Raw genomic sequence first — 20,671 nt, forward strand, 5'->3', positions numbered from 1 at the left:
AAAGAACGTCCTTCCCTTTCGGTCAGGACGTTCTTCGCCACACTGACTTTACTGAGTTTTCCGTGTCCGCCCTTGCATAGTAATCGCTTCTTCGACCTTGATGCAGCGGTCCATAATGGCCGTCATTCCAGCCTCTGCAGCGATCTCGGCCGCTTCCGGGCTGACAACCCCCTGCTGCAGCCACAGCACCTTGGCCCCGATCGCCGCGGCTTCTCGGGCCGTCTCGGCGCAGAACTCGCTGCGGCGGAACACATTGACAATGTCAACCGGCTCGGGAATCTCGGCAAGTGAATGATAGCACTTCTCCCCAAGAATCTCGCCGTCCACCATTGGATTGACCGGGATAATCCGGTAGCCCCTATTCTTCATGGCGTAAGCAACCATATAGGAAGTCCGATCGCTCTTGTCGGACAGCCCGACTACGGCAATGTTGCCTGCGGAAGCCAGGATGTCTCCGATCTGTTCCCTGGACGGATTCTCAAAAGCCATACGTTTCAGCCCCTTTGTCACGGAATTATCTTTGCCGCTCTTATTTTACCCACTCGACATCCGCGCCAAGCGCCTGCAAATGGTCAAAATACTGCGGATACGATTTCGCTACGTGATGCGCATCCTTAATCAGCAGAGGCGCCGATGCCCGAAGGCCAACGACTGTAAGAGCCATAATCACGCGGTGATCGTAGTGCGCGTTGATCGTTACGCCCCCCGTGACGCCTTCCGGCATACCGTGAACGATGATCTCGTCCCGGCGTTCCTCTACCTTTGCTCCCGCCCGGCTGAGCTCCGCCAAATAATCGGTGATGCGGTCGCATTCCTTGTAGCGCAAGTTCTCCACATTATAAAATCTGGAGGTACCTTCCGCAAACACGGCGGCGGCAACCATGGCCAGCACGGCGTCCGTAGCCGCATCTCCGTCGAATTCGACCGCCTTCAGGCGCCCGTTCCCCTGTACATGCACCGTTCCGTTCTCATGGGTGAGTGGCACTTCCATCATACGCAGAACGTCGATAATTGCTCTTTCTCCCTGCCGGCTGTTCTCGGCGAGGCGATGAATCTTCACGTCGGACTTCGTTACAGCGGCAGCGGCAAGCACGGCCGCCGAGCCGGGGTAATCCCCCTGCACGGTATACGATTTGGCTTCATAGGACTGCCCGCCCGGCACCTTAAACGACATATAATCGTCGGCCGCGTGAATGGTGATTCCGGCCTGCTCCAGCACCTCAAGTGTCTGCCCGACGACAACCTTAGATTTCAGATCGTTCAGGACGATAATCTCGCTGTCTTCCTCAAGCAGTGGCGTCAGGAACAACAGCGCGCTCAAATACTGGGAACTGACCGCTCCGGAGACGGTAATACGTCCGCCCTTCGGGTTTCCTCCCCGGATGGTAATCGGGAGTCTGCCTTCGTTATGCTCGACCTCAACGCCAAGCTGGCCGAGGGCGTCTATCAGATCGTCATGAGGACGCTTGCCCAGCGAGTCCGGGTATGTATTCACAAAGGTTACTTCCGGGCACAGGGAAGCAACCGCCATCAGGAAGCGCAGCACGGCGCCGGCATTGCCGACATTGAGCTCCTTGATGTCTTTGGGACGGCGGCCGAAGCCTTTGATGACGATCTTCTCTTCATCCTCGGTAAGCTCCGCTCCCAAATCGCGGATGCAGCGGCGGATAGCGTCGCTGTCCTCGCTGTGTGCCGGATGATAGATCGTGCTTGTCCCATCGGACAGTGCGGCGACCAGCAGATATCGTGTCGTATAGTTTTTGGAGGACAATGCTCCGATTTCCCCGTTTAGTACCGGCGTAGGCCTTACAATAACGTCCATGTTTCTTAGCTCTCCTTATATATTGTATAGTGGATACGGACAACGTCTTCGTTTGACAGAGTATTCCTTCCTTATGTTATCATTAAACCATTCTTGTCAAGGAAAGAGGTCATATCCATGAATGGTATTCCCCAAATTACGGCCGAGGAATTGCATCAACGCCTGAAATCCGGTGAAGAATTGGTCCTGATCGACGTAAGAGAAGCTGATGAGGTCGCCTTTGGAATGATTTCGGGCGCTCAGCACATTCCCATGGGCGATATTCCCTACCGCAGCTCCGATATTCCGGAGGAGGCCGAGGTTATTTTTATATGCCGTTCCGGCTCCCGAAGTCAGCGGGTATGTGAATATTTAAGCTCCCAGGGCTATAATGGCGTTGTGAACTTAAGCGGCGGCATGATCGAATGGAGCGAACTGCCGGAAAACTAACCAACATGCTTAAAAGCTAAAACGCGGTAGTGCATTAAAATATACTGACACACTTGTGCCGCTGTTAAGTTCGTCGTATCCACCGTGCAATGCGCGAAACTGTATGCGTCCTTTCGTTCTTCCAGAATTCGTCTGACGCGCTCTTCCGCATTGCCGGCCAGCAGCGGCCGATTGTTGTCACCGTTTACCCGCGAGATAATATCCTCCGCCGTGGCGCTGAGTGCCGCAACAATTCCGTTCTCCTTCATTAACTCCCTGTTTACCTCGGCCAGCACCGCGCCTCCGCCGGTGGCGATTACCTGTCCTCCGGTCTGCACGGTCTCCCGCAAGCTTTCCGTCTCCACCGTTCTGAAGTAGCCTTCTCCGTCATTTTCAAAAATATCGGATATGCTCCGGCCCTCCTTGCGGACAATCACCTGATCCAGATCCACCAGTTCATATCCCAGTTCCTCGGCGAGAATGGCGCCTACCGTCGACTTCCCCGTTCCCATCATTCCGATCAGAATCAGATTTTTGGCGTCAGCCCTCATGCTCTGCCGCTTCATGTCGTCTGCCGACATAACGATCACCACCCGCTAGTTTGGACTTTTGGACTTATCATAATTTTAGACATATCATAACACAGGGTGAAAACGCAGCACAATGCTTCTGCCGACCAAATATCGTCGTAGCGGTATTAAAAAAGCCCGGAAGAACCGCCTGAAGGCGGACTCTCCCGGACTGTGAGTGATGCGAAATATGCGAAGTGTTATTCCGATTGCGCTTCTGCGATCCAGTCGTGGTGGAAAATGCCTTCCTTGTCCACGCGCTTGAATGTATGAGCGCCGAAGTAGTCGCGCTGTGCCTGCAGCAGGTTCGCCGGCAGACGCTCCGTGCGGTAGCTGTCGTAATAAGCCAGGGCGCTTGCGAAGCCCGGAACCGGGATGCCGCGGGTAACGGCTTCGGCAACCACCTTGCGCCACGCGTCCTGGTAGGAGGTCATGACGTCTTTGAAGAACGGATCAAGCAGCAGATTCTTGAGCTCCGGATTGTTCTCGTAAGCGTCCGTAATGTTTTGCAGGAAGCGGGAGCGGATAATGCAGCCACCGCGCCAGATTTTGGCCAGATTGCCGTATTTCAGGTTCCAGCCGTATTCGTCAGAAGCGACACGCAGCTGCGCGAAGCCTTGAGCGTACGATACGATTTTGCTCGCGAACAGCGCTCTGCGAATATTCTCGATGATTTCGGCCTTGTCGCCGCTAAACGGTTCCGCTGCGGGTCCGCTCAGCACCTTGCTTGCTTCAACGCGCTCTTCCTTCATTGCGGACAGGAAGCGGGAGAAGACGGATTCCGTAATCATGGACAACGGCACGCCAAGATCCAGCGAGCTTTGGCTTGTCCATTTGCCGGTGCCTTTTTGGCCCGCGGAGTCGAGAATGACGTCGACCATCGGCTTACCGGTCTCTGCGTCATACTGCGCGAAAATGTCCTTCGTAATCTCGATCAGATAGCTGTCGAGCTCGCCTTTGTTCCACTCGGCGAATGTGGCGTGCAGTTCTTTTTCATCCAGTCCCACAACGTCCTTAAGCAATTGATACGCTTCGCAGATGAGCTGCATATCGCCGTACTCAATGCCGTTATGCACCATTTTGACGTAATGGCCTGCTCCGTCCGGTCCGATATATGTACAGCAAGGTTCTCCGTCCACTTTGGCCGAGATCGCTGTGAGGATCGGTTCTACCAATTGATATGCGCTTTCCTGACCGCCAGGCATAATGGAAGGGCCTTTCAGCGCGCCTTCTTCGCCGCCGGATACGCCGGTGCCGATAAAGCGGAATCCCTTCTCTTCCAGTTCCTTGTTGCGGCGAACCGTATCCGGGAAGTAGGCGTTGCCGCCGTCGATGATGATATCGCCTTGATCCAGATGCGGAATCAGTTGCTCGATCGTCGCATCGGTCGCTTTGCCCGCCTGAACCATGATCAGGATTTTGCGGGGAGTTTCCAGCGACTGCACAAATTCCTCAATGGAGAAAGTGCCTGTCAGATTTTTGCCTTCCGCTTCTTTAAGAAGATCTTGCGTCTTCTCGGGGGAACGGTTGAATACCGATACGGTAAAGCCTCTGCTCTCAATGTTAAGAGCCAAATTTTTGCCCATTACAGCCAGGCCTATGACGCCGATTTGTTGTTTTGCCATCTGGTCCTCCACCCTTTTTATGCTTTAAATTTTGTTTGAAGCATCAAGAGATCAATTTCATTGACAAAATGCATCTTTGATGAAATTTGACCCGCAATGTAACCATTCTAACGTTTTTTTCGTCAGAAGTGAACCCCCTAGGGGAATTGCCTTGCAAATCGAAGACACCCCTTTGTCAGAGGTGCCCAATTCTTGCTTAATACTAGCTGTATTTACCATTCCAATTTAGTTAATTCCCTCATCAGAAACGAAAGTTTTTCCTTGGAAAGCCTCACTTGCTGCTCGTCCTTGCGGTCCAAAGCGCCGCCTAGCCGGTCCAGCTCCTCATCGACTTCTATTCTGCGCTCGCGGATGCGCTCTTCGCCCAGGGTCGAATAGAACATTTTCGTAAGCTCCTGATCCGAGAGCATAGGCCCTTTCTGGTAGAGCACCCTCTGCTGATACCCGGATATTTCCACAAGGCGGATGACCTCGCCGAACAAAATATTTTCGATGATGATCTGGCGGTCACGAAAACGTTTGACAATGGCATGGCCGCGCATATCGCCAATCAGCTTCTCCATCCATTCCGCCAGACGGGCGTCGCGTATCATGTAATCGCCTACCAGCTTGTAGCCGTCTCTGATCCGCTGAAAACGCAGCTTGACAAGCTTGCGTCCGGTACGGACCGATATGACAAAAAGATTATCGCTCTCGCTCCAGTACAAGGAATAGCCTTCTTGGATCAAATCCTTGATCAAATTCTGAATATGCATCCGGTCAAACCGGAGTTCCAAATTGCAATACTCCACCTCGTCGTTCTTATTCACGGCACTCCCTCCTTTATGCCTTGCGGATAGCAAAACCGACTTTGTCATTTGCGTCTTTTGTGCTTACGGAAGCCGTGACTGCCGCCGGGAAACACAAGCGGCCGCGATAAAGACTTTTGCGTTCATCCTACACTTATTTTATACTTCAGTTTATGTAGCGGGAACTTGGTTTATTGACTATTTTTACCCGCTCCCACAACATTCCAAACGCCTTTCCCGCGGATAAATGCCGCGCAGTATGGCGAAATCGGGACATTCCGCTTAGAGGTGACAGAATATGGCGTTTAACGGATTTGCAGCAGAAGATTTCGAAGTATTTACCATCGACGGTCTCGAACCCAGAATGGACGCGCTCGTCTCCAGGGTACGCCCCAAGCTGACGGCGCTCGGCGACGAAGTCGCCCCATTCCTTTCCGCCCTGTGCGGGGAAGAGATGTTCCCTCATGTGGCCAAGCACGCCCGCCGGACGGTTCATCCGCCAAATGACACTTGGGTGGCCTGGGGTCCCGGCAAACGAGGCTATAAAGCGCTGCCTCATTTCCAGACCGGAATGTTTCAGAGCCATCTTTTTATCGTGTTCGCCATTATTTATGAGAGTCCGAACAAGATCATTTTTGCCGATGCGCTCTCCGGCAGCATTTCCGCGGTCAGGGAACGGCTGCCGGGAAAATTTTTTTGGTCCACGGATCATCTGGACCCGCACGGAACACCGCAATCGGACATGGGCGGAGAACAGTTCGCCGAGCTGACGCGCCGTCTAAAGGAAGTCAAGAAAGCGGAAGTCACCTGCGGACTGCGGATCGCAAATGGCGATCCCGTCCTTCGGGACGGTCCGGCGCTTCTTAAGGTCATTGAACAAACCTTCGAGACGCTGCTGCCGCTGTACCGGATGTCTTTCTAAAGGAAGGACCCCTTTCTGGCTGCCTTTCTAATCAAAAAGGCAAAACCGCCCGCTCTCCAAAGCAATGGAGAGCGGGCGGTTTTTATTAAATGCACCAATCCTTCTGGACGTCTTCTTGTTGCGGAGCATACTAATGAGAGTGCCCGGCTTTCCGTTTCGTGCGGTGCACAATAGCCAAATGCAGGACGAACAGCAGCACCATGACGCTCGCACTCGCTACAAAGGGAACGCCGTGCCCGACCGAGTCCCAGAGCTTGCCGGATACGATGGGTCCGGCCACCATACCTGAGCCCTGCAGGGTGAGAAAAATTCCCCACACCGTTCCCCGCTCACCCTTGGGCACCTGCTTGGCAATGAAGGCGTTCCACGCAGGCAGGATAAACGCATAGCTTATCCCGACCAGGGCGACTACGGCAAAGACAAACGGAAGCCTGCGCACATGCGCGAAGGTGGCGAGCGAAACCGCGGCCAGCAAAAAGCCGGTATTGAGAAAAGCCCCCGTGCCGATCCGGTCAACCAGCTTGCCCGCCGGAATCAGGGCCAGCACGGTGATGCCGCCTCCGGCAATCAGCAGGAGATTGAACTGGGTCGGCGATAAATGCAGCTCCGTCCGGGTAAAAAGAGTGACGACCGGCGTCATTAGCCCGATCGCGAACGCCTGCAGGAACAAAGCCGGGTACAGCAGACGGCTGACCTTCAGCGATTGTTTAACCTGGCGCAGCGTGCGCATCAGACTCCCCAGAGGGGACAGCTTCGGACGGGCGGCGTCTGGAGCTTGGCTGCCATGCGTGACGGCATGGACACCATGGCTGATCCGTGCGGGCAGCAGCAGGGCGACTGCGACTACAGCCGCGGCAAAGGCCAGCAGCACGAAGAACACCGAGCGGTAGCTTTGGTGGCCGTGATCCATCAGGAAATTGACCGTGATCGGCCCGATGCCCGTACCGGCCAGGGAAGCCATCTCCACGGCGCCCATGGCCGCGCCGCTGCTGCCGCTCTTGGTGGAGCCGGCCAGCTCGGTCACGCCGGTCATGACGCAGGGCCAGAGCGGGGACGTGCCGATCCCCAAGATCAGGCAGGCTAGCGACAGCGACACCGCGTCTTTGGCGTAAATAATGAGGATGACGGCCACCGCGATCATGAGCAGCGCTCCGGTCATCGTCCAGCGGTACCCGATCCGCTCCATGATCCAGCCCGAAGGGCTGCGGAACAGATTGTCGCCCAGATATTGCAGCGCAAAGGCAAGGCCGACCACCGTGACGGACAGCCCCAGAACGTTCTCCATATAGACGGGAAGCAGTGCGACAAGCAGCGATCCTTTCACGAATTCAACCAAAAAAATGATGATCCACATCTCAATTATGAACGGCGATGCCAGACTAATATGCGTACGCTGCTGCGTATTTACGGGCATTACATCACATCCTAGTATTATGATGATTGTTTTGTTATACTTCTCTTTGTTTGCGACTTCAGTTATAGAAAGGTTGTGGGAGTATTAATGGATCAATCGCTTACCCCTCTCTTCACGGCTCTAAAAAAGCACGCTGCCGGAAATCCGGTGCAATTTCATATTCCCGGTCATAAAAAAGGTGCCGGTACCGATCCCGAGTTCAGGGAATTCATCGGTGACAACGCCCTTTCCATAGATCTGATCAATATTGCGCCGCTTGACGACCTGCATCAGCCCAAAGGCGTGATCGCCCAGGCACAGAACCTGGCGGCGGAAGCGTTCGGAGCGGACTATACTTTTTTCAGCGTTCAGGGCACCAGCGGAGCCATCATGACGATGATTCTGTCGGTCTGCTCTCCCGGGGAGAAGATTATCGTACCACGTAATGTCCACAAATCGGTCATGTCCGCCATTATCTTCTCGGGAGCAAAGCCGATCTTCGTCTCTCCCGTACAGGACGAGAACCTCGGCATTGATCACGGCATTACAACCAGTTCGCTCAATCGGGCCCTGCAGCGCCATCCGGATGCCAAAGGGGTGCTAGTCATCAACCCGACATATTTCGGGGTATGCGCCGATCTGCGCTCGATTGTTGAGCTGGCCCACAGCTACGGCGTTCCCGTGCTGGTAGATGAAGCCCACGGCGTGCTGATCCATTTCCACGAGGAGCTGCCGATGTCGGCGATGCAGGCCGGAGCAGATATGGCCGCCACAAGCGTTCATAAGCTCGGCGGCTCCATGACCCAGAGCTCGGTGCTCAACGTTAACGCCGACACCGGCCTTATCAACCCGCAGCGCGTGCAGACGATGCTCAGCATGCTGACAACGACGTCGACTTCATACATTTTGCTGGCTTCTCTCGACACGGCGAGACGCCACCTTGCCCTGAATGGCCATGACATGGCGTCCAGAGCGATTGCGCTGGCCAAATATGCCAGAGAAGCGGTCAATGAACTTGAAGGCCTGTACAGCTTCGGCAATGAGATTCTCGGCACGGAAGCCACCTTCGACCACGACCCTACCAAGCTAAGCATCCACGTGCGCCATTTGGGCATTACGGGCTGGGAAGCGGAGAACTGGCTGCGCGAGAAGTATAATATCGAAGTCGAAATGAGCGACATGTATAACATTCTTTGCTTAATCACACCCGGAGATACCCAGCAAACGGTAGATAAGTTATTGTCGGCGCTGAAGGTGCTCTCTGCCATCCATTACGGCAAAGGCGACATCTATGAGCTTAAAGTTCAGGTTCCCGAGATACCTCAGCTTGCGCTTACGCCGCGCGATGCTTTCTATGCGGACACAGAGCTTGTCCCGTTCAAGGAATCAGCCGACCGGATTATCGCGGAGTTTATATACGTCTACCCTCCGGGCATTCCGATATTGCTCCCCGGAGAAGTTATTACCCAGGATAACATCCATTATATCCTCGACCATGTGGAGATCGGCCTTCCGGTCAAGGGACCTGAGGACCGCACTCTTACTCATGTTAAGGTAATTGTCGAAGCCGACCCGATTTTCTAAAATAATACTTCGGAAGCTAAAGCCTCAGTGCTGAGCGTGCAGCCGTTTCTTCTGGATTGCCAATACAAAAACCCGATACCTGATCATAAGGTATCGGGTTTTCTTGAGTCGGCGCCGGGAATATTCCCGGTCCTCTTCTACATCTTGTCCGAATTTATCCTTGCTGGGCGACCAGCTCTTTATAAGCCGCTTCCACAGCATTCCATTCCGCTTCGTCTTCGATATTGTAAAGCACCATCTCTTCGTCTTCTTCTTCCATGCGCAGAATGATGCCGTCCGCTTCTGGGTTCTCGCGTTCCAGCAGCAGCGCATAAAGCTTGTCGGCTACGTCGAACGTTTCCACCAGTACCATTTCCACATCTTCGCCCTGCTCGTTCGTCAAGGTCAGCACAAATTCCTCATGCTCATGGTCGTGCCCGCAGCCGCATGCGTCGCCATGTTCATGGCTATGCGAATGATCATGGTTATGTCCGCCGCAGCATTCTCCGCCATGCTCATGTTTGTGATCGCTCATTGAAATACCTCGCTTTGAATTGAATTATCCTACATTTGGTATGGTAACACGTAAGACAAGCCCAGGTCAATTTACAGGCACCTGGGCAAAGCGTTAATCGAGCGCAGTAACAACCTTCTCGGACACGAGCGAATAATCACCGTTTCGAGTCGCTTTCATGTAAAAGCCAAACCGGTATTTGCCACTCTCCTTAAAATCGTACGTGATTTCTTTCGTCGAGAACCAGAAATTATCCTCCTGTCCGCTACTTAAATCACTGGAATCGAGTTCCTTGACGTTGCCGGAGGGATCGATAATCGACAATTTGACGCCTGCGATATCGTCGGTGAGACTGTCTACCTGACACAGCGCCCTGAACTTCAGCTTACCCACTTTGACTTTTCCAAAAATGGTATCGCCCTTGAACAAGGATATGTGCACATTCGGTTTAAGAATCTTCACCTTGCCGGAGTCGCTCCAAATCACCAACCCGTCGATTTCCCGAGCGGGTATATAGGTTTTTCCATCGATCAGGTACCCTCCATCGGATAATTCCTTGCCGTTGCTCCATACGCGCACTTTTTGATAGACGGAATCGGCAAACAGCATCGAACCGCCCATCAGAGAAAATGCCAATACGCATACAGCCACTTTTCTCCATCTTTTATTCATCGCCGCTCGTACCTCCATACTAATTCATGCTGTTAATATATACTTCATCCGTCTGGGCAAGTTGCGCCTGCCTAGGCAAAATTTTCATTGAAATCGCTTATCGTCGGTTTTCTTGGGTTAATTTGGTTAAAATGAGAGGGGACGCCATGGGATCGCTTAAAAACAGCCGATTTGACGAGTTGTTTTATTTGGAACGAGTTGTTTTATTGGAATAGGAAACTTCATCATGCGTTTACAAACGGCTGGTACTATAAAACAGATGGCTAACCCGGGAGGTATTCGAAGATGACCGTCAAACTGCAAATGCTCGGAACGGGCAGCGCCTTCGCGAAAAACTATTTCAACAATAACGCCCTGCTGCTGGGCAGCGGCTACACCCTGCTGATCGATTGCGGCATTACCGCTCCGCTGGCCATGCACGAGCTGAGACGTTCCTTCGAGGAGATCGATGCCGTACTGATTACGCATCTGCATGCCGACCATGTCGGCGGACTGGAAGAGCTTGCACTGTCGCTGAGACATAAAACGGGCCGCAAAATGACTCTTTTGCTTGCTGAAGCGCTCGTCGAGCCCTTATGGGAGCACACCCTGATGGGCGGGCTCTATCAGGAGGGCAAAACGACTTCGCTCGACGATGTCTTTCATGTCCGTCCCCTGCTCCCGGATACGAATTATCGCCTCTCGTCTGAAATTAGCGTCTCTCTGATCGCAACACCCCACATACCCGGCAAAGACAGCTATTCGCTGCTGCTGAACGAGGATGTATTTTACAGTGCCGATATGACGTTTGAGCCTGAGCTTCTGACCGATCTTGTTCGAAGCCGCGGCTGCCGCAAAATTTATCACGACTGCCAGCTGGAAGGGCCTGGTATCGTTCATACGACCCTGGATGAACTGAAGAGTCTTCCCGAGGACATCCGCAGCAGAATTTCCCTGATGCATTACGGCGACGAGAAGCCGGATTACATCGGGCGGACGTCAGGAATGGACTTTCTGGAGCAGCATGTGATTTATGAACTATAAAAGACAAAATAAAAAGGGACTGCCCATGACCATTGCGGCCACGCGGACAGTCCCGTGCAATTGCGCTGCGCTTAAAACAGCGGAAGCTGGTCTAGATTGTTGGTCGGATCGCCGTCCGCATCCCCTCTAATATGGGGGGCTCCGTCCTTGCCTTTGAACACATTGACACCGGCTATCGCTCCGGCCTGAATTTCCTGCAGCGCCTGCTCATAGCTCACCACACGGCCCGTTGAGGTCTGAAACGAGGTCAAATCTCCGTCACCGTTTTTTTGAACTGCCACAAAACGTTCCCGTCCTCCGTTCACCATCTGGACAATCTCCTTACACTCAAATTTGCCAAAACAAGGCACCACTTAGATTGTCCGGCAGGCGGGTCGGTTATGCGGACCTATAATTTTTTTTGCATCCGCACGTGCAATATCCCGGCATCGTAGAAAGGCTTCTCGGAGATAACCTCGTAACCGAGCCTGCGGTAGAACGATTCGGCCTGGCACTGTCCGTCAAGGATGGACGTTTCTAGTCCCAGCTCCCGGGCCAGCTCTTCCAGCGCCAACAGAAGAACCCGTCCGTAGCCCTTGACTCTGTATTCCTTCATCACGGCGATCCGCTGCATTTTTGCGGTGCCCTCTCTGTAATATGTCAATCTTCCCGTGGCAACGGGAACCCCGCCGTCAACGATCAGCATGTGATAGGCATCCGGGCCAATCACATCATAACGGTCGATCTCTTCCTCCACGGGAACCTTTTGTTCTTCTACAAATACCTTTTTGCGGATATCCAGCCCCTGCTGCAGCTGCTCCTCTGTTGTAACGCGCACAATCTCCGCCGCCATTTTTGTGGATTCTCCCCTCTTTAGACTCGATAATGTCAATTAAACAATTATACTGAATATCATTTTGGCTGTATAGCCGAAAGGGAAGAGAGCGGCTTAGTGCTCCGCTTGATGTTAACGGCCGTCCGAGTATACGTCATCCGGAATGGACTTCGAGTATACATCCTTCAACACCGGAGCCAGCGGATCGCGCTCTTCTCCAAGCCCTCTTCCGGGATTTGAAATACTTGATATATCGAATGAATCGGAAAAGGCGGGGTCGGTGGACACCTCGTTGTGATACATACAGCCGGAGGCGGCAAACAGCAGCGCGCCGGAGACCGCGGCAAGTCCCAGTTGTCTTATTTTCATAGTCCGACTCCTTTCTTCGGATTTACATATCCAGGTTTGTCCAATAGTTTTAACGAATCCGGTTCGTTTTATAACCAATGCCTCTCTGCCAAAAGTCAAATTGTGCTATAATAGCTACGTTTGACCGTACGTTTATAGCCAAATATCTTCATACTTTTATATTGAAAAGAGTTGATTCCGTGGTAGGTGAGATTTTACTTCAGGTTGTGCTTCCTGTTTTTATTCTGATTGGCGCCGGATCGCTGCTGCAGCGGCTGTTTCGGCTGGATTTGTATACGCTGGCCAAAATCAACTTTTATTACATAACGCCCGCCGCCGTGTTTATGAGCATGTACCTCTCGAAAATGTCGGCTTCGCTCCTTGGCCTTATGGTCGGCTTCTACGCGCTGTACATAGGCATTCTTTATATTCTTTGCTTTACACTTACACGCTCGTTAAAATACTCAACAAGCATGAAAGCCGCGTTTACGAACAGCGTAGTGCTCGATAACGCCGGAAACTACGGGATGCCGGTCAATGAGCTGGCGTTCCACGGTGACTCCCTCGCGGCTTCGCTTCAGTCGCTGATTATGGCGCTGCAGAGCCTGCTTACTTTTACCTATGGCGTCATATCCATTCAGCGGGCCAAGCTTAAGGGGAATTACCGGATTGTCATTATCGGTTTTCTCAAAATGCCCGTTCCTTACGCGCTGGTGCTGGGATTATTGTTACACGCTTTCTCCGTGCCTTTGCCGCTGTTCATTTCTAAACCGCTCACTTACGCCCAGGAATCGATGGTTGCCGTCGCCCTGCTCACGCTTGGAGCGCAAATTGTCAAATATCCGATCCGCCTTGCCCGGCTTGATCTTTATCTGAGCCTTCTGCTGCGCCTGCTTGCCGCCCCTACAATCGGCATTCTGCTCGTGCTGGCGCTCGGCATCAAGGGCATTCCCGCCCAGGCTCTGATCATCGCCTCCGGCATGCCGACCGGCGTCAACGCTTCCCTTCTGGCCGAGGAATACAATAACGAGCCGGACTTCGCGGCCCAGACCGTGCTGATTTCGACACTTCTGAATGTCATTACGATTACCGGTTTAATTTCGCTGGCCCGAGTGTTAGGGTAAGATCAGATGAACTACATACAGGGAGGAATAGCCAATGAATAAGCTCGTATTTTTCCTCGGGGGAGCTGGAGCCGGCAAGACCACGCTGGCTAAGGCGCTGGCAGCAAGACGAAAAACAGCCTTCTTCGACATGGATATTCTGCTGCGGCCCGCCGCGGAGGCGATTATGAAGCTGCACGGACTTGACCCCTCCGACCGGGATTCCGAGGCTTACAAGAGGCTGTGCCGCGATCTGGGGTATCGGATAACGATGGACGCCGCTCTGGACAACGTCAAACTGGATGTCGACAGCGTTGTGGTAGGCCCTTTTACGAAAGAAGCCGAGGATGAAGGATGGATTGCGCGCGAGCTGGCGGGGATCGGGCGTTCGCTGTCTGATGTCGAGGTAAAAGCGGTCATTGTCAGCCTGTCCGATGAGAAGCTGTATAAGGAGAGAATTACCGCAAGACGTTCCGGACTGGATGATTGGAAGCTGCGCCACTGGGACGATTTCCGTTCCTCGCTTGCCAGCCGCACGGTAAAATGGCCGCTTCCCTCTTCCTCCATCCTGTACTTTGATAATTCCGGGCCGGACCCGGAACTTGCTGCGGACGCAGTCGAACGTTTTGTCTATCCGGAGGAATAACGCCGCTCTTCGTTTTGCCGTCTCCTTCCCGCTGTAATCTTTCGTTCCGTTTCCGCTTTTTTCATAATTCCCCCTTCTGTCCTGATGCTTGCCGGTCTAAATTAAGTTAATGAGGGAATGTTTGTAGTATTGTCAAACATTTTGACCTTGCGCAAATTGTGAAACAAATCACCGCTATTTATAATTAAACATAACTTACAAGCGCGTCTTCAAACCGAAGGCAATGAGAGGATGAATGAATATGAAATCTGGAACGGCCCAAGTCAAAGAGAAATTACCCCGCCATTTGCTTGCCATGCTGCCCTGTCCGCTTAAGGTGCCTCTTGAAGAAACGTTTCTGCACCAGCAGAGTTCGGGGCTCTGGTCCGATCTGGACCCGGAAGAACTCGCATTCGAAGGAAATGCCAATCAGAGTGACTTCTATAAAACGGTGGATCAGTTTCATTCTGCGGATGAATTGCCGGATGTCGTGATTACGCCGGGGATCAGCAGCTTTTTCCACCCGGACTTCCGCACCCGGTTTCTTGACAAAGACGTGTTCGCCGATGCCGCCGGGTACGCGCCGAATGAGCGGTTCGCGGAAATCGGGATGAAAGATCCGACAGGCAGGGTAACGCTGATGTGCGTGAATCCGCTGGTCATCGTCGCGGACAAAGCCAAGCTTGGCGATATTCCCGAACCTCGATCCTGGAGCGATCTGCTGAATCCCGTCTACCGGAAGCAGGTGACGATGAGAGGCCATAACGGCACCTTTTGCGAGACGGTGCTGCTGACCATAGGACAGAGCTTCGGCGAAGATACGCTGACAGGGTTCGGGCGGTCGGTTCGCCAGGGACTTCACCCGGGTCAAATGGCAAAGCTGGCGGGTACGGACAATGAGGCGGGTACGGCTCTTTACGTCATGCCGTATTTTTACGCAAACATGATCCGCAAGCGGGATAAGGTTAATATCATATGGCCCGAGGAAGGCGCGATCGCAAGTCCGGTCTTCCTGCTGGCTAAACGCGGTTCGTCCGAGGCGGGACGCCGTCTGGCCTCCTTCTTCACTGGCGCGGAGACGGCGGAGCTGTGCGAGCAGGCCTTTTTCCCATCGCCTCATCCATCGGCGGCATCATCGTTCCCGGAGCGCAAGCTGCTGTGGATGGGATGGGACCTTGTCTGGAACCGGGATATTCAGACTTTGACGGACGCAGCGAACGCCGCCTTTAACAAAGGCTTTGAACAGGGGACTGACCAATGAAGCTCATAACCGTGGCCGGACCGCCGTCGAGCGGCAAAACCTCCATGCTTCTGCGTGTGATCGATTGGTTCAAGGAGCAGGGATTGAAAGCGGGGGTCGTCAAATTCGACTGCGTCGCGTCCAAGGATGATGAGCGCTACCGTGCCAAAGGAGTGCCGGTGCTTCTCGGTCTTGCAGGCAACCTGTGCCCGGATCATTATTTTGTTACCAATATCGAAGCCTGCGCCCGGTGGGGGCAATCGCTTGAACTGGATATTCTGATCAGCGAAAGCGCGGGACTGTGCAATCGCTGTTCCCCGTTTATCCGCCAGGCTCTGGCGGTCTGCGTCATTGATAATTTATCAGGGGCGAATACCCCGACCAAAATGGGTCCTCTGCTCAAACAGGCCGACATCGTCGCCATTACCAAGGGTGACATCGTTTCCCAGGCCGAGCGCGAGGTGTTCCAGTACCAGGTACGCAAAGTGAATGCCAGAGCCGAGGTGCTGCAGATTAACGGCCTGACGGGACAGGGTAAGGAGCGCCTGGGCGCCCTGCTGACGCAGGCGCAGGATATCGATACTTTGGACGGACGGAAGCTCCGTTTCTCGATGCCTGCCGCGGTCTGTTCCTACTGCCTGGGCGAAACCAAGATCGGGAGTGATTATCAAATGGGCAATGTCAAGAGCATTGCCATTCCCGATGTTCCCCGCCCGGAGGTGAGCTAACATGACGGATAGCATTCAATCCATAACGATTCTTGGGGGCCGTTCCAAATCAGGCCAACCCGAGGATGTGAACCTGAGGCTGGTACCTGGCGATCTTGTCGCTGTGGTCGGACCGACCGGCTCGGGCAAGAGCAGGCTGCTGGCCGACATCGAATATATCGCCCAGCGGGATACGCCGAGCGGGCGCTGCATCCTGATTAACGATCAGCCGCCCGCATCCGAGCTGAGGTTCGCCTGGGGAAGGAAGCTGATCGCTCAGCTCTCCCAGAACATGAATTTTGTGATGGACGCCACGGTAGCGGAGTTTATCTCCATGCATGCGGAGTGCCGCGACAACAGCTTCGAAGAGGCGGGACTGGAGAAACTGATCGGCAGCGTCGTCTCTCAGGCCAACCGGCTGACCGGGGAGCCCATTCATCCGGACACCCCGCTGACCGCGCTGAGCGGCGGCCAATCGCGCGCCCTGATGATCGCGGATACCGCTGTTCTTTCCGACAGCCCGATTGTGCTGATCGACGAAATCGAGAACGCGGGGATCGACCGCAGGCAGGCGCTGGATGTTCTCGTGCAGAATCAGAAAATTGTACTGATGGCGACCCATGACCCGATACTGGCGCTGCTCGCCCACAGCCGGATTGTGCTGAAGAGCGGCGGCATCGCCGATGTCCTGCGCAGCGACGAGGGTGAATCCGAACTGCTTGAAGAATTGCAGAAAGCGGACGCCGCCATCATGGCTGTCCGCGAGAAGCTGCGAAGAGGCGAGCGGCTGGAAGGCCCGGGGTTCAAGATCTCTTAAATCTTTCGAGGGAGACGTTTCGTTTACTCTCCCGTTTAAGCCTCAACAATAAAAAGCGAACCGGCCCCTCGTTGGCCGGTTCGCTTTTTATTATAACTATAGATAAAGTCAGACCTCGTTCATCCGGCAGAATGTGCTGCCTTTCACTTGATTTAGTACACGGTGGTCAGCAAATTTTTTCTCGCAACTCCGGTTCGGATTGCCGCCTCGGCTACCGCCTTACGAATGCATTCTACGACCCGCTTGTCGAAAGCGTTAGGAATGATAAAATGTTCATTCAGCTCAGAAGCGTCGACAGCCGACGCGATCGCTTCCGCAACCGCAAGCTTCATTTCATCGTTAATGTCGCTGGCGCCGCAGTCCAAAGCTCCTCTGAATATGCCTGGGAAGCAGAGCACATTGTTAATCTGGTTCGGATAATCGGAGCGTCCCGTTGCCATAACCTTTACATATGGAGCCGCAAGAGCGGGATCAATCTCCGGCGTCGGATTAGCCATTGCGAATACGATCGGATCTTTAGCCATACTCTGAACATCTTCGATCTTCAGCACATTCGGCGCCGACACCCCGATAAATACATCCGCGCCTTTGATGCAGTCGGACAAAGAACCTTGTTCCAGATGGGGGTTGCTCAGCTCCGCAAATTCGGTCCAGTGAGGCTTGTCGTACACGTTCTGGCGGTTAATGGCGCCTTCCCGGTCAACGCCGATCAGATTTTCGGCTCCTGCGCCCAGCAGCATTTTCGCAACCGATATGCCTGCCGCGCCGCAGCCGTTCACGACAATTTTGACATCCCGTATGTCTTTGTCTACCACCTTCAGCGCGTTAAGCAGGCCTGCCAGTACAACAATGGCCGTACCGTGCTGATCGTCGTGGAACACCGGAATGTCCAGCTCTTCCTTGAGGCGGCGCTCAATTTCGAAGCAGCGGGGAGAAGAAATATCCTCCAGATTGATGCCTCCAAACGTGGGAGCGAGCGCCTTGACGATCGCGATAATCTCTTCCGTGCTCTTCGTGTCCAGGCAGATCGGGACCGCATCCACATCGGCAAATTGTTTGAACAGAGCCGCCTTTCCTTCCATGACAGGCATGGCAGCCCTCGGGCCGATGTCGCCAAGTCCCAATACCGCCGTACCGTCGCTGATGACCGCCACTGTATTTTTTTTGGTAGTCAGCTCATATGCTTTATCCTCGTCCGAAGCGATCGCCTGACATACTTTGGCTACACCCGGCGTATAGACCTTGGCCAGATCCTCCATCGATTCGATCGGATGCTTCAACGTTGTTTCCAGTTTGCCGCCTTGATGAAGCAGCATGATTTCCTCCACATTCATGGTTTTCCCTCCTGGTAATTGGCTAACCGTTTCATCTTTCAGGTCTTTCTCAATTTATCCTGAATCGGGACGCTGTTCTCCCTAATCATTTCTATTTATATTTTCGGTATTTCTATCTATAATTCTTAATTCAATCACATTACCCTGAGGGATTTCCGCCACATGCATCACATTGACGGATAAGCTTTTGAACTTATCGCAAATTCTTTCTAAAAGAATGGTTCGTCCGGTTGTATTTCGTTCAATAAAAAGCAGCCGTAACAACAGAATTCACTTCTCCGATTCTAGCGGATATTGGCGCATACGGCAATACATTCGTCTGATTACGATCATATTCGTAATTGCAGTGGCACAAACGATAATAAAGGACGAAATTAAAAAAACAGTTGCATCTTCCTCCTGCCTTATGATATTATAAATCTCGTTGCAGGACGGTAGCTCAGCGGGAGAGCACTATCTTGACAGGGTAGGGGTCATGGGTTCGATCCCCATCCGTCCTATACGATTCAGAGCGAAAACCCCCTTATTTTATAAGGGGGTTTTTCTTTTTGTCTGCTTTTAAAGGGGGAATTTAAAACGTCCAATTTCAGATTTGGGAACGGATTGGGAACGGAATTTTTAGAATTGTCCCTTACCTCATAGCTCGATCTTTTTAATTATTTTGGCCGGATTACCGCCGACAATTGTATTGTCCGGAACATCTTTGGTGACAACGGCTCCTGAAGCGATTACCGCATTATCGCCGATCGTAACGCCAGGGTTAATGACGGCTCTGCCGCCGATCCAGACATTGTTCCCAATCTTGACCGGCTTCCCATACTCCGGGCCGGCGATGCGCTCGAATGGATCGATCGGATGTGTCGCTGTATAGATGTGTACGCCCGGAGCCAAGAAACAGTTATCCCCGATTCGAACTTCGCAAACGTCCAGGATCGTACAATCGAAGTTGGCGTAGAAATTTTCTCCGACATGGATGTTATAGCCATAATCGCACCGAATGTTGGGTTCCATGCTCAATTTTTCGCCCGTGGAACCAAACAGTTCTTTTAAAAGCTTCGTCCGGAGTTCCGTCTCGGTTTCGGTAGTCTGATTATATAGCCGCACTGTCTTTCGCGCATACTCATGTTCTTTCATCAGCTGTGCGTCGGAGGCATGATACAGTTCCCCATTCAGCATCTTTTCTTTTTCGGTTTTGATTGTCATCGTAAGTTCCCTCCCTTTCCAATTCATATGGTGCCCTTTAACGCCGCTTTTCTACAAGCTGCAAAGAATAGGCCAAGCTTTCCAGTGTGAATGCAATCAAGCCGTTCATGTAATCCTCGTCCGGACGATCCAGAATGATCAGCTCAGGCATATGTTCCTCTGGAATCGTATCCAGGCAGCGTTTAAAGATCGGCACTAAATCTTCCGGCACGACTTGATCTCCGGTCAGGGCAATCGTCTCGGGATTAATAACAGCAGCCAGGGACATGATCGTGTGCGCCGCCAATGGGATGAACGTATCACGCTGATTGAGCCGTATGAATTGCTCCTCACGCGAGATGCCGAACGGCAGAAATGAGATTTCCCCGGCAAATTGGGTATTTCCTTTATGAATATGCCCGTTAATGATCATCCCCGCGCCCGGAAAGCTGCCCTTGATAAAGGTCGCGACGGCGATCGTTTTATCCTCATCGTAATTCTGATTTTTATAGAAACCGTAAACGGTCAGGTTCATATCATTTTCCACTGTAACTTCAATTCCGTATTTCTCTTTAAGAAGTGCCTCCAGAGGAACATGGATCAATTCCTTAACATCGCAAATATTGATGACCCCTTGATGGACGAATCCCGGAATATCGATTCCAACCGCTTTGATCTGGTTATACTTTTCGATGAGCGTTCCGGTCAAGTGATCAATGGCTGCCGCGTCGAGGACCTTCATCTCCATGTAACCGCCGTCCACACGTTCGCCAACGGAGTTGGCCACCGCATAAGTCAGGGAAAGCAGGCCGTCTCGCGTTTTGGCATAGATGCATGCTATATATGAAAAATCGGCGTTATAGACAAACCGTCTTGCCGGGCGGCCGCCGCTTGATACTTCCAATTCAGTCTCTATAACCTCGCCGGTCTTAAGCAATTCATTGAGAATATTTCCGCAGGTTGCGATACTTAGGCCGGTTGTCTGTGAAATCATGGATTTCGTTCCCTGCTTCATCGCTTTCAAAGCCTGCTTGATAAGTTCCCGGTTGATCTCTTTTACCCGAATGGAGTTATTGGCAATCTGATTTATTTCCTTCACCTCCCAAAACTTTTGATAATAGTTATTAAAAGTATAATAATAAGTCCATCCAAACACAAACACTCCCTCTTTAAAAAACAGCCTCTCAAAACCCTGGCAAGGG

23 protein-coding genes and 1 tRNA gene are annotated in these 20,671 nt (G+C 52.7%); 10 read left to right on the plus strand and 14 right to left on the minus strand.

The features are described from left to right. Window positions 1–48: 48 nt before the first annotated feature. Window positions 49–489, minus strand: coding sequence for a CoA-binding protein (locus tag EH198_RS12270; RefSeq protein ID WP_124695838.1), 441 nt, complete (start codon window positions 487–489; stop codon window positions 49–51). Window positions 490–529: 40 nt separating this feature from the next. Next, the gene (gene aroA / locus EH198_RS12275; protein WP_124695839.1) at window positions 530–1,822 is read right to left on the minus strand and encodes a 3-phosphoshikimate 1-carboxyvinyltransferase; all 1,293 of its coding nucleotides are present in this window, start codon (window positions 1,820–1,822) and stop codon (window positions 530–532) included. 117 nt (window positions 1,823–1,939) lie between these two features. On the opposite strand from aroA, the gene EH198_RS12280 reads away from it, so the two are divergent. Next, the gene (locus EH198_RS12280; RefSeq protein WP_124695840.1) at window positions 1,940–2,251 is read left to right on the plus strand and encodes a rhodanese-like domain-containing protein; all 312 of its coding nucleotides are present in this window, start codon (window positions 1,940–1,942) and stop codon (window positions 2,249–2,251) included. Here EH198_RS12280 and EH198_RS12285 read toward each other — a convergent pair. From EH198_RS12285 to EH198_RS12295, 3 genes are all read right to left on the minus strand, one after another. Beyond that, on the minus strand, window positions 2,248–2,811 hold the full coding sequence (locus tag EH198_RS12285; protein ID WP_246014242.1) for a shikimate kinase: 564 nt from the start codon (window positions 2,809–2,811) through the stop codon (window positions 2,248–2,250). The genes EH198_RS12280 and EH198_RS12285 overlap by 4 nt on opposite strands. A 188-nt stretch (window positions 2,812–2,999) precedes the next feature. Then, window positions 3,000–4,424, minus strand: coding sequence for an NADP-dependent phosphogluconate dehydrogenase (gndA, locus tag EH198_RS12290; protein WP_124695841.1), 1,425 nt, complete (start codon window positions 4,422–4,424; stop codon window positions 3,000–3,002). Window positions 4,425–4,636: 212 nt separating this feature from the next. Continuing rightward, the gene (locus EH198_RS12295) at window positions 4,637–5,233 is read right to left on the minus strand and encodes a hypothetical protein (protein ID WP_124695842.1); all 597 of its coding nucleotides are present in this window, start codon (window positions 5,231–5,233) and stop codon (window positions 4,637–4,639) included. Window positions 5,234–5,510: 277 nt separating this feature from the next. On the opposite strand from EH198_RS12295, the gene EH198_RS12300 reads away from it, so the two are divergent. Further along, entirely contained in the window at window positions 5,511–6,134 is a 624-nt protein-coding gene (locus EH198_RS12300; RefSeq protein WP_124695843.1) for a DUF1054 domain-containing protein, read from the plus strand. 130 nt (window positions 6,135–6,264) lie between these two features. On the opposite strand, the gene EH198_RS12305 is transcribed toward EH198_RS12300, so the two are convergent. After that, the gene (locus EH198_RS12305) at window positions 6,265–7,548 is read right to left on the minus strand and encodes an MFS transporter (RefSeq protein WP_124695844.1); all 1,284 of its coding nucleotides are present in this window, start codon (window positions 7,546–7,548) and stop codon (window positions 6,265–6,267) included. An 87-nt stretch (window positions 7,549–7,635) separates the two neighbouring features. On the opposite strand from EH198_RS12305, the gene EH198_RS12310 reads away from it, so the two are divergent. After that, window positions 7,636–9,111 (plus strand): aminotransferase class I/II-fold pyridoxal phosphate-dependent enzyme, encoded by a 1,476-nt coding sequence (locus EH198_RS12310; RefSeq protein ID WP_124695845.1) that lies wholly within the window; start codon window positions 7,636–7,638, stop codon window positions 9,109–9,111. 154 nt (window positions 9,112–9,265) lie between these two features. Here the strand turns inward: EH198_RS12310 and EH198_RS12315 are convergent, their stop codons facing one another. Next, the gene (locus EH198_RS12315; protein WP_124695846.1) at window positions 9,266–9,625 is read right to left on the minus strand and encodes a DUF1292 domain-containing protein; all 360 of its coding nucleotides are present in this window, start codon (window positions 9,623–9,625) and stop codon (window positions 9,266–9,268) included. A gap of 93 nt (window positions 9,626–9,718) precedes the next feature. Further along, window positions 9,719–10,276 carry a copper amine oxidase gene (locus EH198_RS12320; RefSeq protein ID WP_124695847.1) on the minus strand — a complete coding sequence of 186 codons (558 nt, stop codon included), beginning with the start codon at window positions 10,274–10,276 and terminating at the stop codon, window positions 9,719–9,721. Between the two features lie 285 nt (window positions 10,277–10,561). On the opposite strand from EH198_RS12320, the gene EH198_RS12325 reads away from it, so the two are divergent. Then, on the plus strand, window positions 10,562–11,299 hold the full coding sequence (locus EH198_RS12325; RefSeq protein WP_124695848.1) for an MBL fold metallo-hydrolase: 738 nt from the start codon (window positions 10,562–10,564) through the stop codon (window positions 11,297–11,299). A gap of 71 nt (window positions 11,300–11,370) precedes the next feature. Here EH198_RS12325 and EH198_RS12330 read toward each other — a convergent pair whose 3' ends face one another. From EH198_RS12330 to EH198_RS12340, 3 genes are all read right to left on the minus strand, one after another. After that, window positions 11,371–11,607 carry a DUF3892 domain-containing protein gene (locus EH198_RS12330; protein ID WP_124695849.1) on the minus strand — a complete coding sequence of 79 codons (237 nt, stop codon included), beginning with the start codon at window positions 11,605–11,607 and terminating at the stop codon, window positions 11,371–11,373. 80 nt (window positions 11,608–11,687) lie between these two features. Next, window positions 11,688–12,131 carry a GNAT family N-acetyltransferase gene (locus EH198_RS12335; protein ID WP_124695850.1) on the minus strand — a complete coding sequence of 148 codons (444 nt, stop codon included), beginning with the start codon at window positions 12,129–12,131 and terminating at the stop codon, window positions 11,688–11,690. 114 nt (window positions 12,132–12,245) lie between these two features. After that, on the minus strand, window positions 12,246–12,482 hold the full coding sequence (locus EH198_RS12340) for a hypothetical protein (RefSeq protein WP_124695851.1): 237 nt from the start codon (window positions 12,480–12,482) through the stop codon (window positions 12,246–12,248). Between the two features lie 179 nt (window positions 12,483–12,661). On the opposite strand from EH198_RS12340, the gene EH198_RS12345 reads away from it, so the two are divergent. The 5 genes from EH198_RS12345 (at window position 12,662) to EH198_RS12365 (ending at window position 16,953) form a co-directional block, all read left to right on the plus strand. Beyond that, a complete protein-coding gene (locus EH198_RS12345) occupies window positions 12,662–13,585 on the plus strand; it encodes an AEC family transporter (RefSeq protein ID WP_124695852.1) in 924 nt (307 codons plus the stop codon). 34 nt (window positions 13,586–13,619) lie between these two features. Next, window positions 13,620–14,210 carry a P-loop nucleotide/nucleoside kinase family protein gene (locus EH198_RS12350; protein ID WP_124695853.1) on the plus strand — a complete coding sequence of 197 codons (591 nt, stop codon included), beginning with the start codon at window positions 13,620–13,622 and terminating at the stop codon, window positions 14,208–14,210. Window positions 14,211–14,451: 241 nt separating this feature from the next. Continuing rightward, a complete protein-coding gene (locus EH198_RS12355; protein ID WP_185702857.1) occupies window positions 14,452–15,450 on the plus strand; it encodes an ABC transporter substrate-binding protein in 999 nt (332 codons plus the stop codon). Next, entirely contained in the window at window positions 15,447–16,157 is a 711-nt protein-coding gene (locus EH198_RS12360; protein ID WP_124695855.1) for a GTP-binding protein, read from the plus strand. The genes EH198_RS12355 and EH198_RS12360 overlap by 4 nt, the downstream gene beginning before the upstream one ends. A 1-nt stretch (window position 16,158) precedes the next feature. After that, a complete protein-coding gene (locus EH198_RS12365) occupies window positions 16,159–16,953 on the plus strand; it encodes an ATP-binding cassette domain-containing protein (RefSeq protein WP_124695856.1) in 795 nt (264 codons plus the stop codon). A gap of 152 nt (window positions 16,954–17,105) precedes the next feature. Here the strand turns inward: EH198_RS12365 and EH198_RS12370 are convergent, their stop codons facing one another. After that, window positions 17,106–18,287 (minus strand): NAD(P)-dependent malic enzyme, encoded by a 1,182-nt coding sequence (locus tag EH198_RS12370; protein ID WP_246014244.1) that lies wholly within the window; start codon window positions 18,285–18,287, stop codon window positions 17,106–17,108. Window positions 18,288–18,715: 428 nt separating this feature from the next. Here EH198_RS12370 and EH198_RS12375 point away from each other — a divergent pair. Further along, a tRNA-Val gene (locus EH198_RS12375) sits at window positions 18,716–18,787 on the plus strand. Between the two features lie 136 nt (window positions 18,788–18,923). Here EH198_RS12375 and EH198_RS12380 read toward each other — a convergent pair. Together EH198_RS12380 and EH198_RS12385 are read right to left on the minus strand one after the other, a co-directional pair. After that, complete coding sequence (locus EH198_RS12380; RefSeq protein WP_124695858.1) at window positions 18,924–19,490, minus strand: sugar O-acetyltransferase; 567 nt, start codon at window positions 19,488–19,490, stop codon at window positions 18,924–18,926. A 37-nt stretch (window positions 19,491–19,527) separates the two neighbouring features. Then, entirely contained in the window at window positions 19,528–20,625 is a 1,098-nt protein-coding gene (locus EH198_RS12385; protein ID WP_246014246.1) for an ROK family protein, read from the minus strand. Window positions 20,626–20,671 lie beyond the last annotated feature (46 nt).

This window comes from Paenibacillus rhizophilus (assembly GCF_003854965.1).
Taxonomy (GTDB): Bacteria; Bacillota; Bacilli; order Paenibacillales; family Paenibacillaceae; genus Paenibacillus_AQ; species Paenibacillus_AQ rhizophilus.

Coding starts and splice junctions, on each gene's coding strand:
- EH198_RS12270 (WP_124695838.1), bottom strand. CDS start 489: ATGGCTTTTGAGAATCCGTCCAGGGAACAGATCGGAGACATCCTGGCT.
- aroA (WP_124695839.1), bottom strand. CDS start 1,822: ATGGACGTTATTGTAAGGCCTACGCCGGTACTAAACGGGGAAATCGGA.
- EH198_RS12280 (WP_124695840.1), top strand. CDS start 1,940: ATGAATGGTATTCCCCAAATTACGGCCGAGGAATTGCATCAACGCCTG.
- EH198_RS12285 (WP_246014242.1), bottom strand. CDS start 2,811: ATGTCGGCAGACGACATGAAGCGGCAGAGCATGAGGGCTGACGCCAAA.
- gndA (WP_124695841.1), bottom strand. CDS start 4,424: ATGGCAAAACAACAAATCGGCGTCATAGGCCTGGCTGTAATGGGCAAA.
- EH198_RS12300 (WP_124695843.1), top strand. CDS start 5,511: ATGGCGTTTAACGGATTTGCAGCAGAAGATTTCGAAGTATTTACCATC.
- EH198_RS12305 (WP_124695844.1), bottom strand. CDS start 7,548: ATGCCCGTAAATACGCAGCAGCGTACGCATATTAGTCTGGCATCGCCG.
- EH198_RS12310 (WP_124695845.1), top strand. CDS start 7,636: ATGGATCAATCGCTTACCCCTCTCTTCACGGCTCTAAAAAAGCACGCT.
- EH198_RS12315 (WP_124695846.1), bottom strand. CDS start 9,625: ATGAGCGATCACAAACATGAGCATGGCGGAGAATGCTGCGGCGGACAT.
- EH198_RS12320 (WP_124695847.1), bottom strand. CDS start 10,276: ATGAATAAAAGATGGAGAAAAGTGGCTGTATGCGTATTGGCATTTTCT.
- EH198_RS12325 (WP_124695848.1), top strand. CDS start 10,562: ATGACCGTCAAACTGCAAATGCTCGGAACGGGCAGCGCCTTCGCGAAA.
- EH198_RS12330 (WP_124695849.1), bottom strand. CDS start 11,607: ATGGTGAACGGAGGACGGGAACGTTTTGTGGCAGTTCAAAAAAACGGT.
- EH198_RS12335 (WP_124695850.1), bottom strand. CDS start 12,131: ATGGCGGCGGAGATTGTGCGCGTTACAACAGAGGAGCAGCTGCAGCAG.
- EH198_RS12340 (WP_124695851.1), bottom strand. CDS start 12,482: ATGAAAATAAGACAACTGGGACTTGCCGCGGTCTCCGGCGCGCTGCTG.
- EH198_RS12350 (WP_124695853.1), top strand. CDS start 13,620: ATGAATAAGCTCGTATTTTTCCTCGGGGGAGCTGGAGCCGGCAAGACC.
- EH198_RS12355 (WP_185702857.1), top strand. CDS start 14,452: ATGAAATCTGGAACGGCCCAAGTCAAAGAGAAATTACCCCGCCATTTG.
- EH198_RS12360 (WP_124695855.1), top strand. CDS start 15,447: ATGAAGCTCATAACCGTGGCCGGACCGCCGTCGAGCGGCAAAACCTCC.
- EH198_RS12365 (WP_124695856.1), top strand. CDS start 16,159: ATGACGGATAGCATTCAATCCATAACGATTCTTGGGGGCCGTTCCAAA.
- EH198_RS12370 (WP_246014244.1), bottom strand. CDS start 18,287: ATGAATGTGGAGGAAATCATGCTGCTTCATCAAGGCGGCAAACTGGAA.
- EH198_RS12380 (WP_124695858.1), bottom strand. CDS start 19,490: ATGACAATCAAAACCGAAAAAGAAAAGATGCTGAATGGGGAACTGTAT.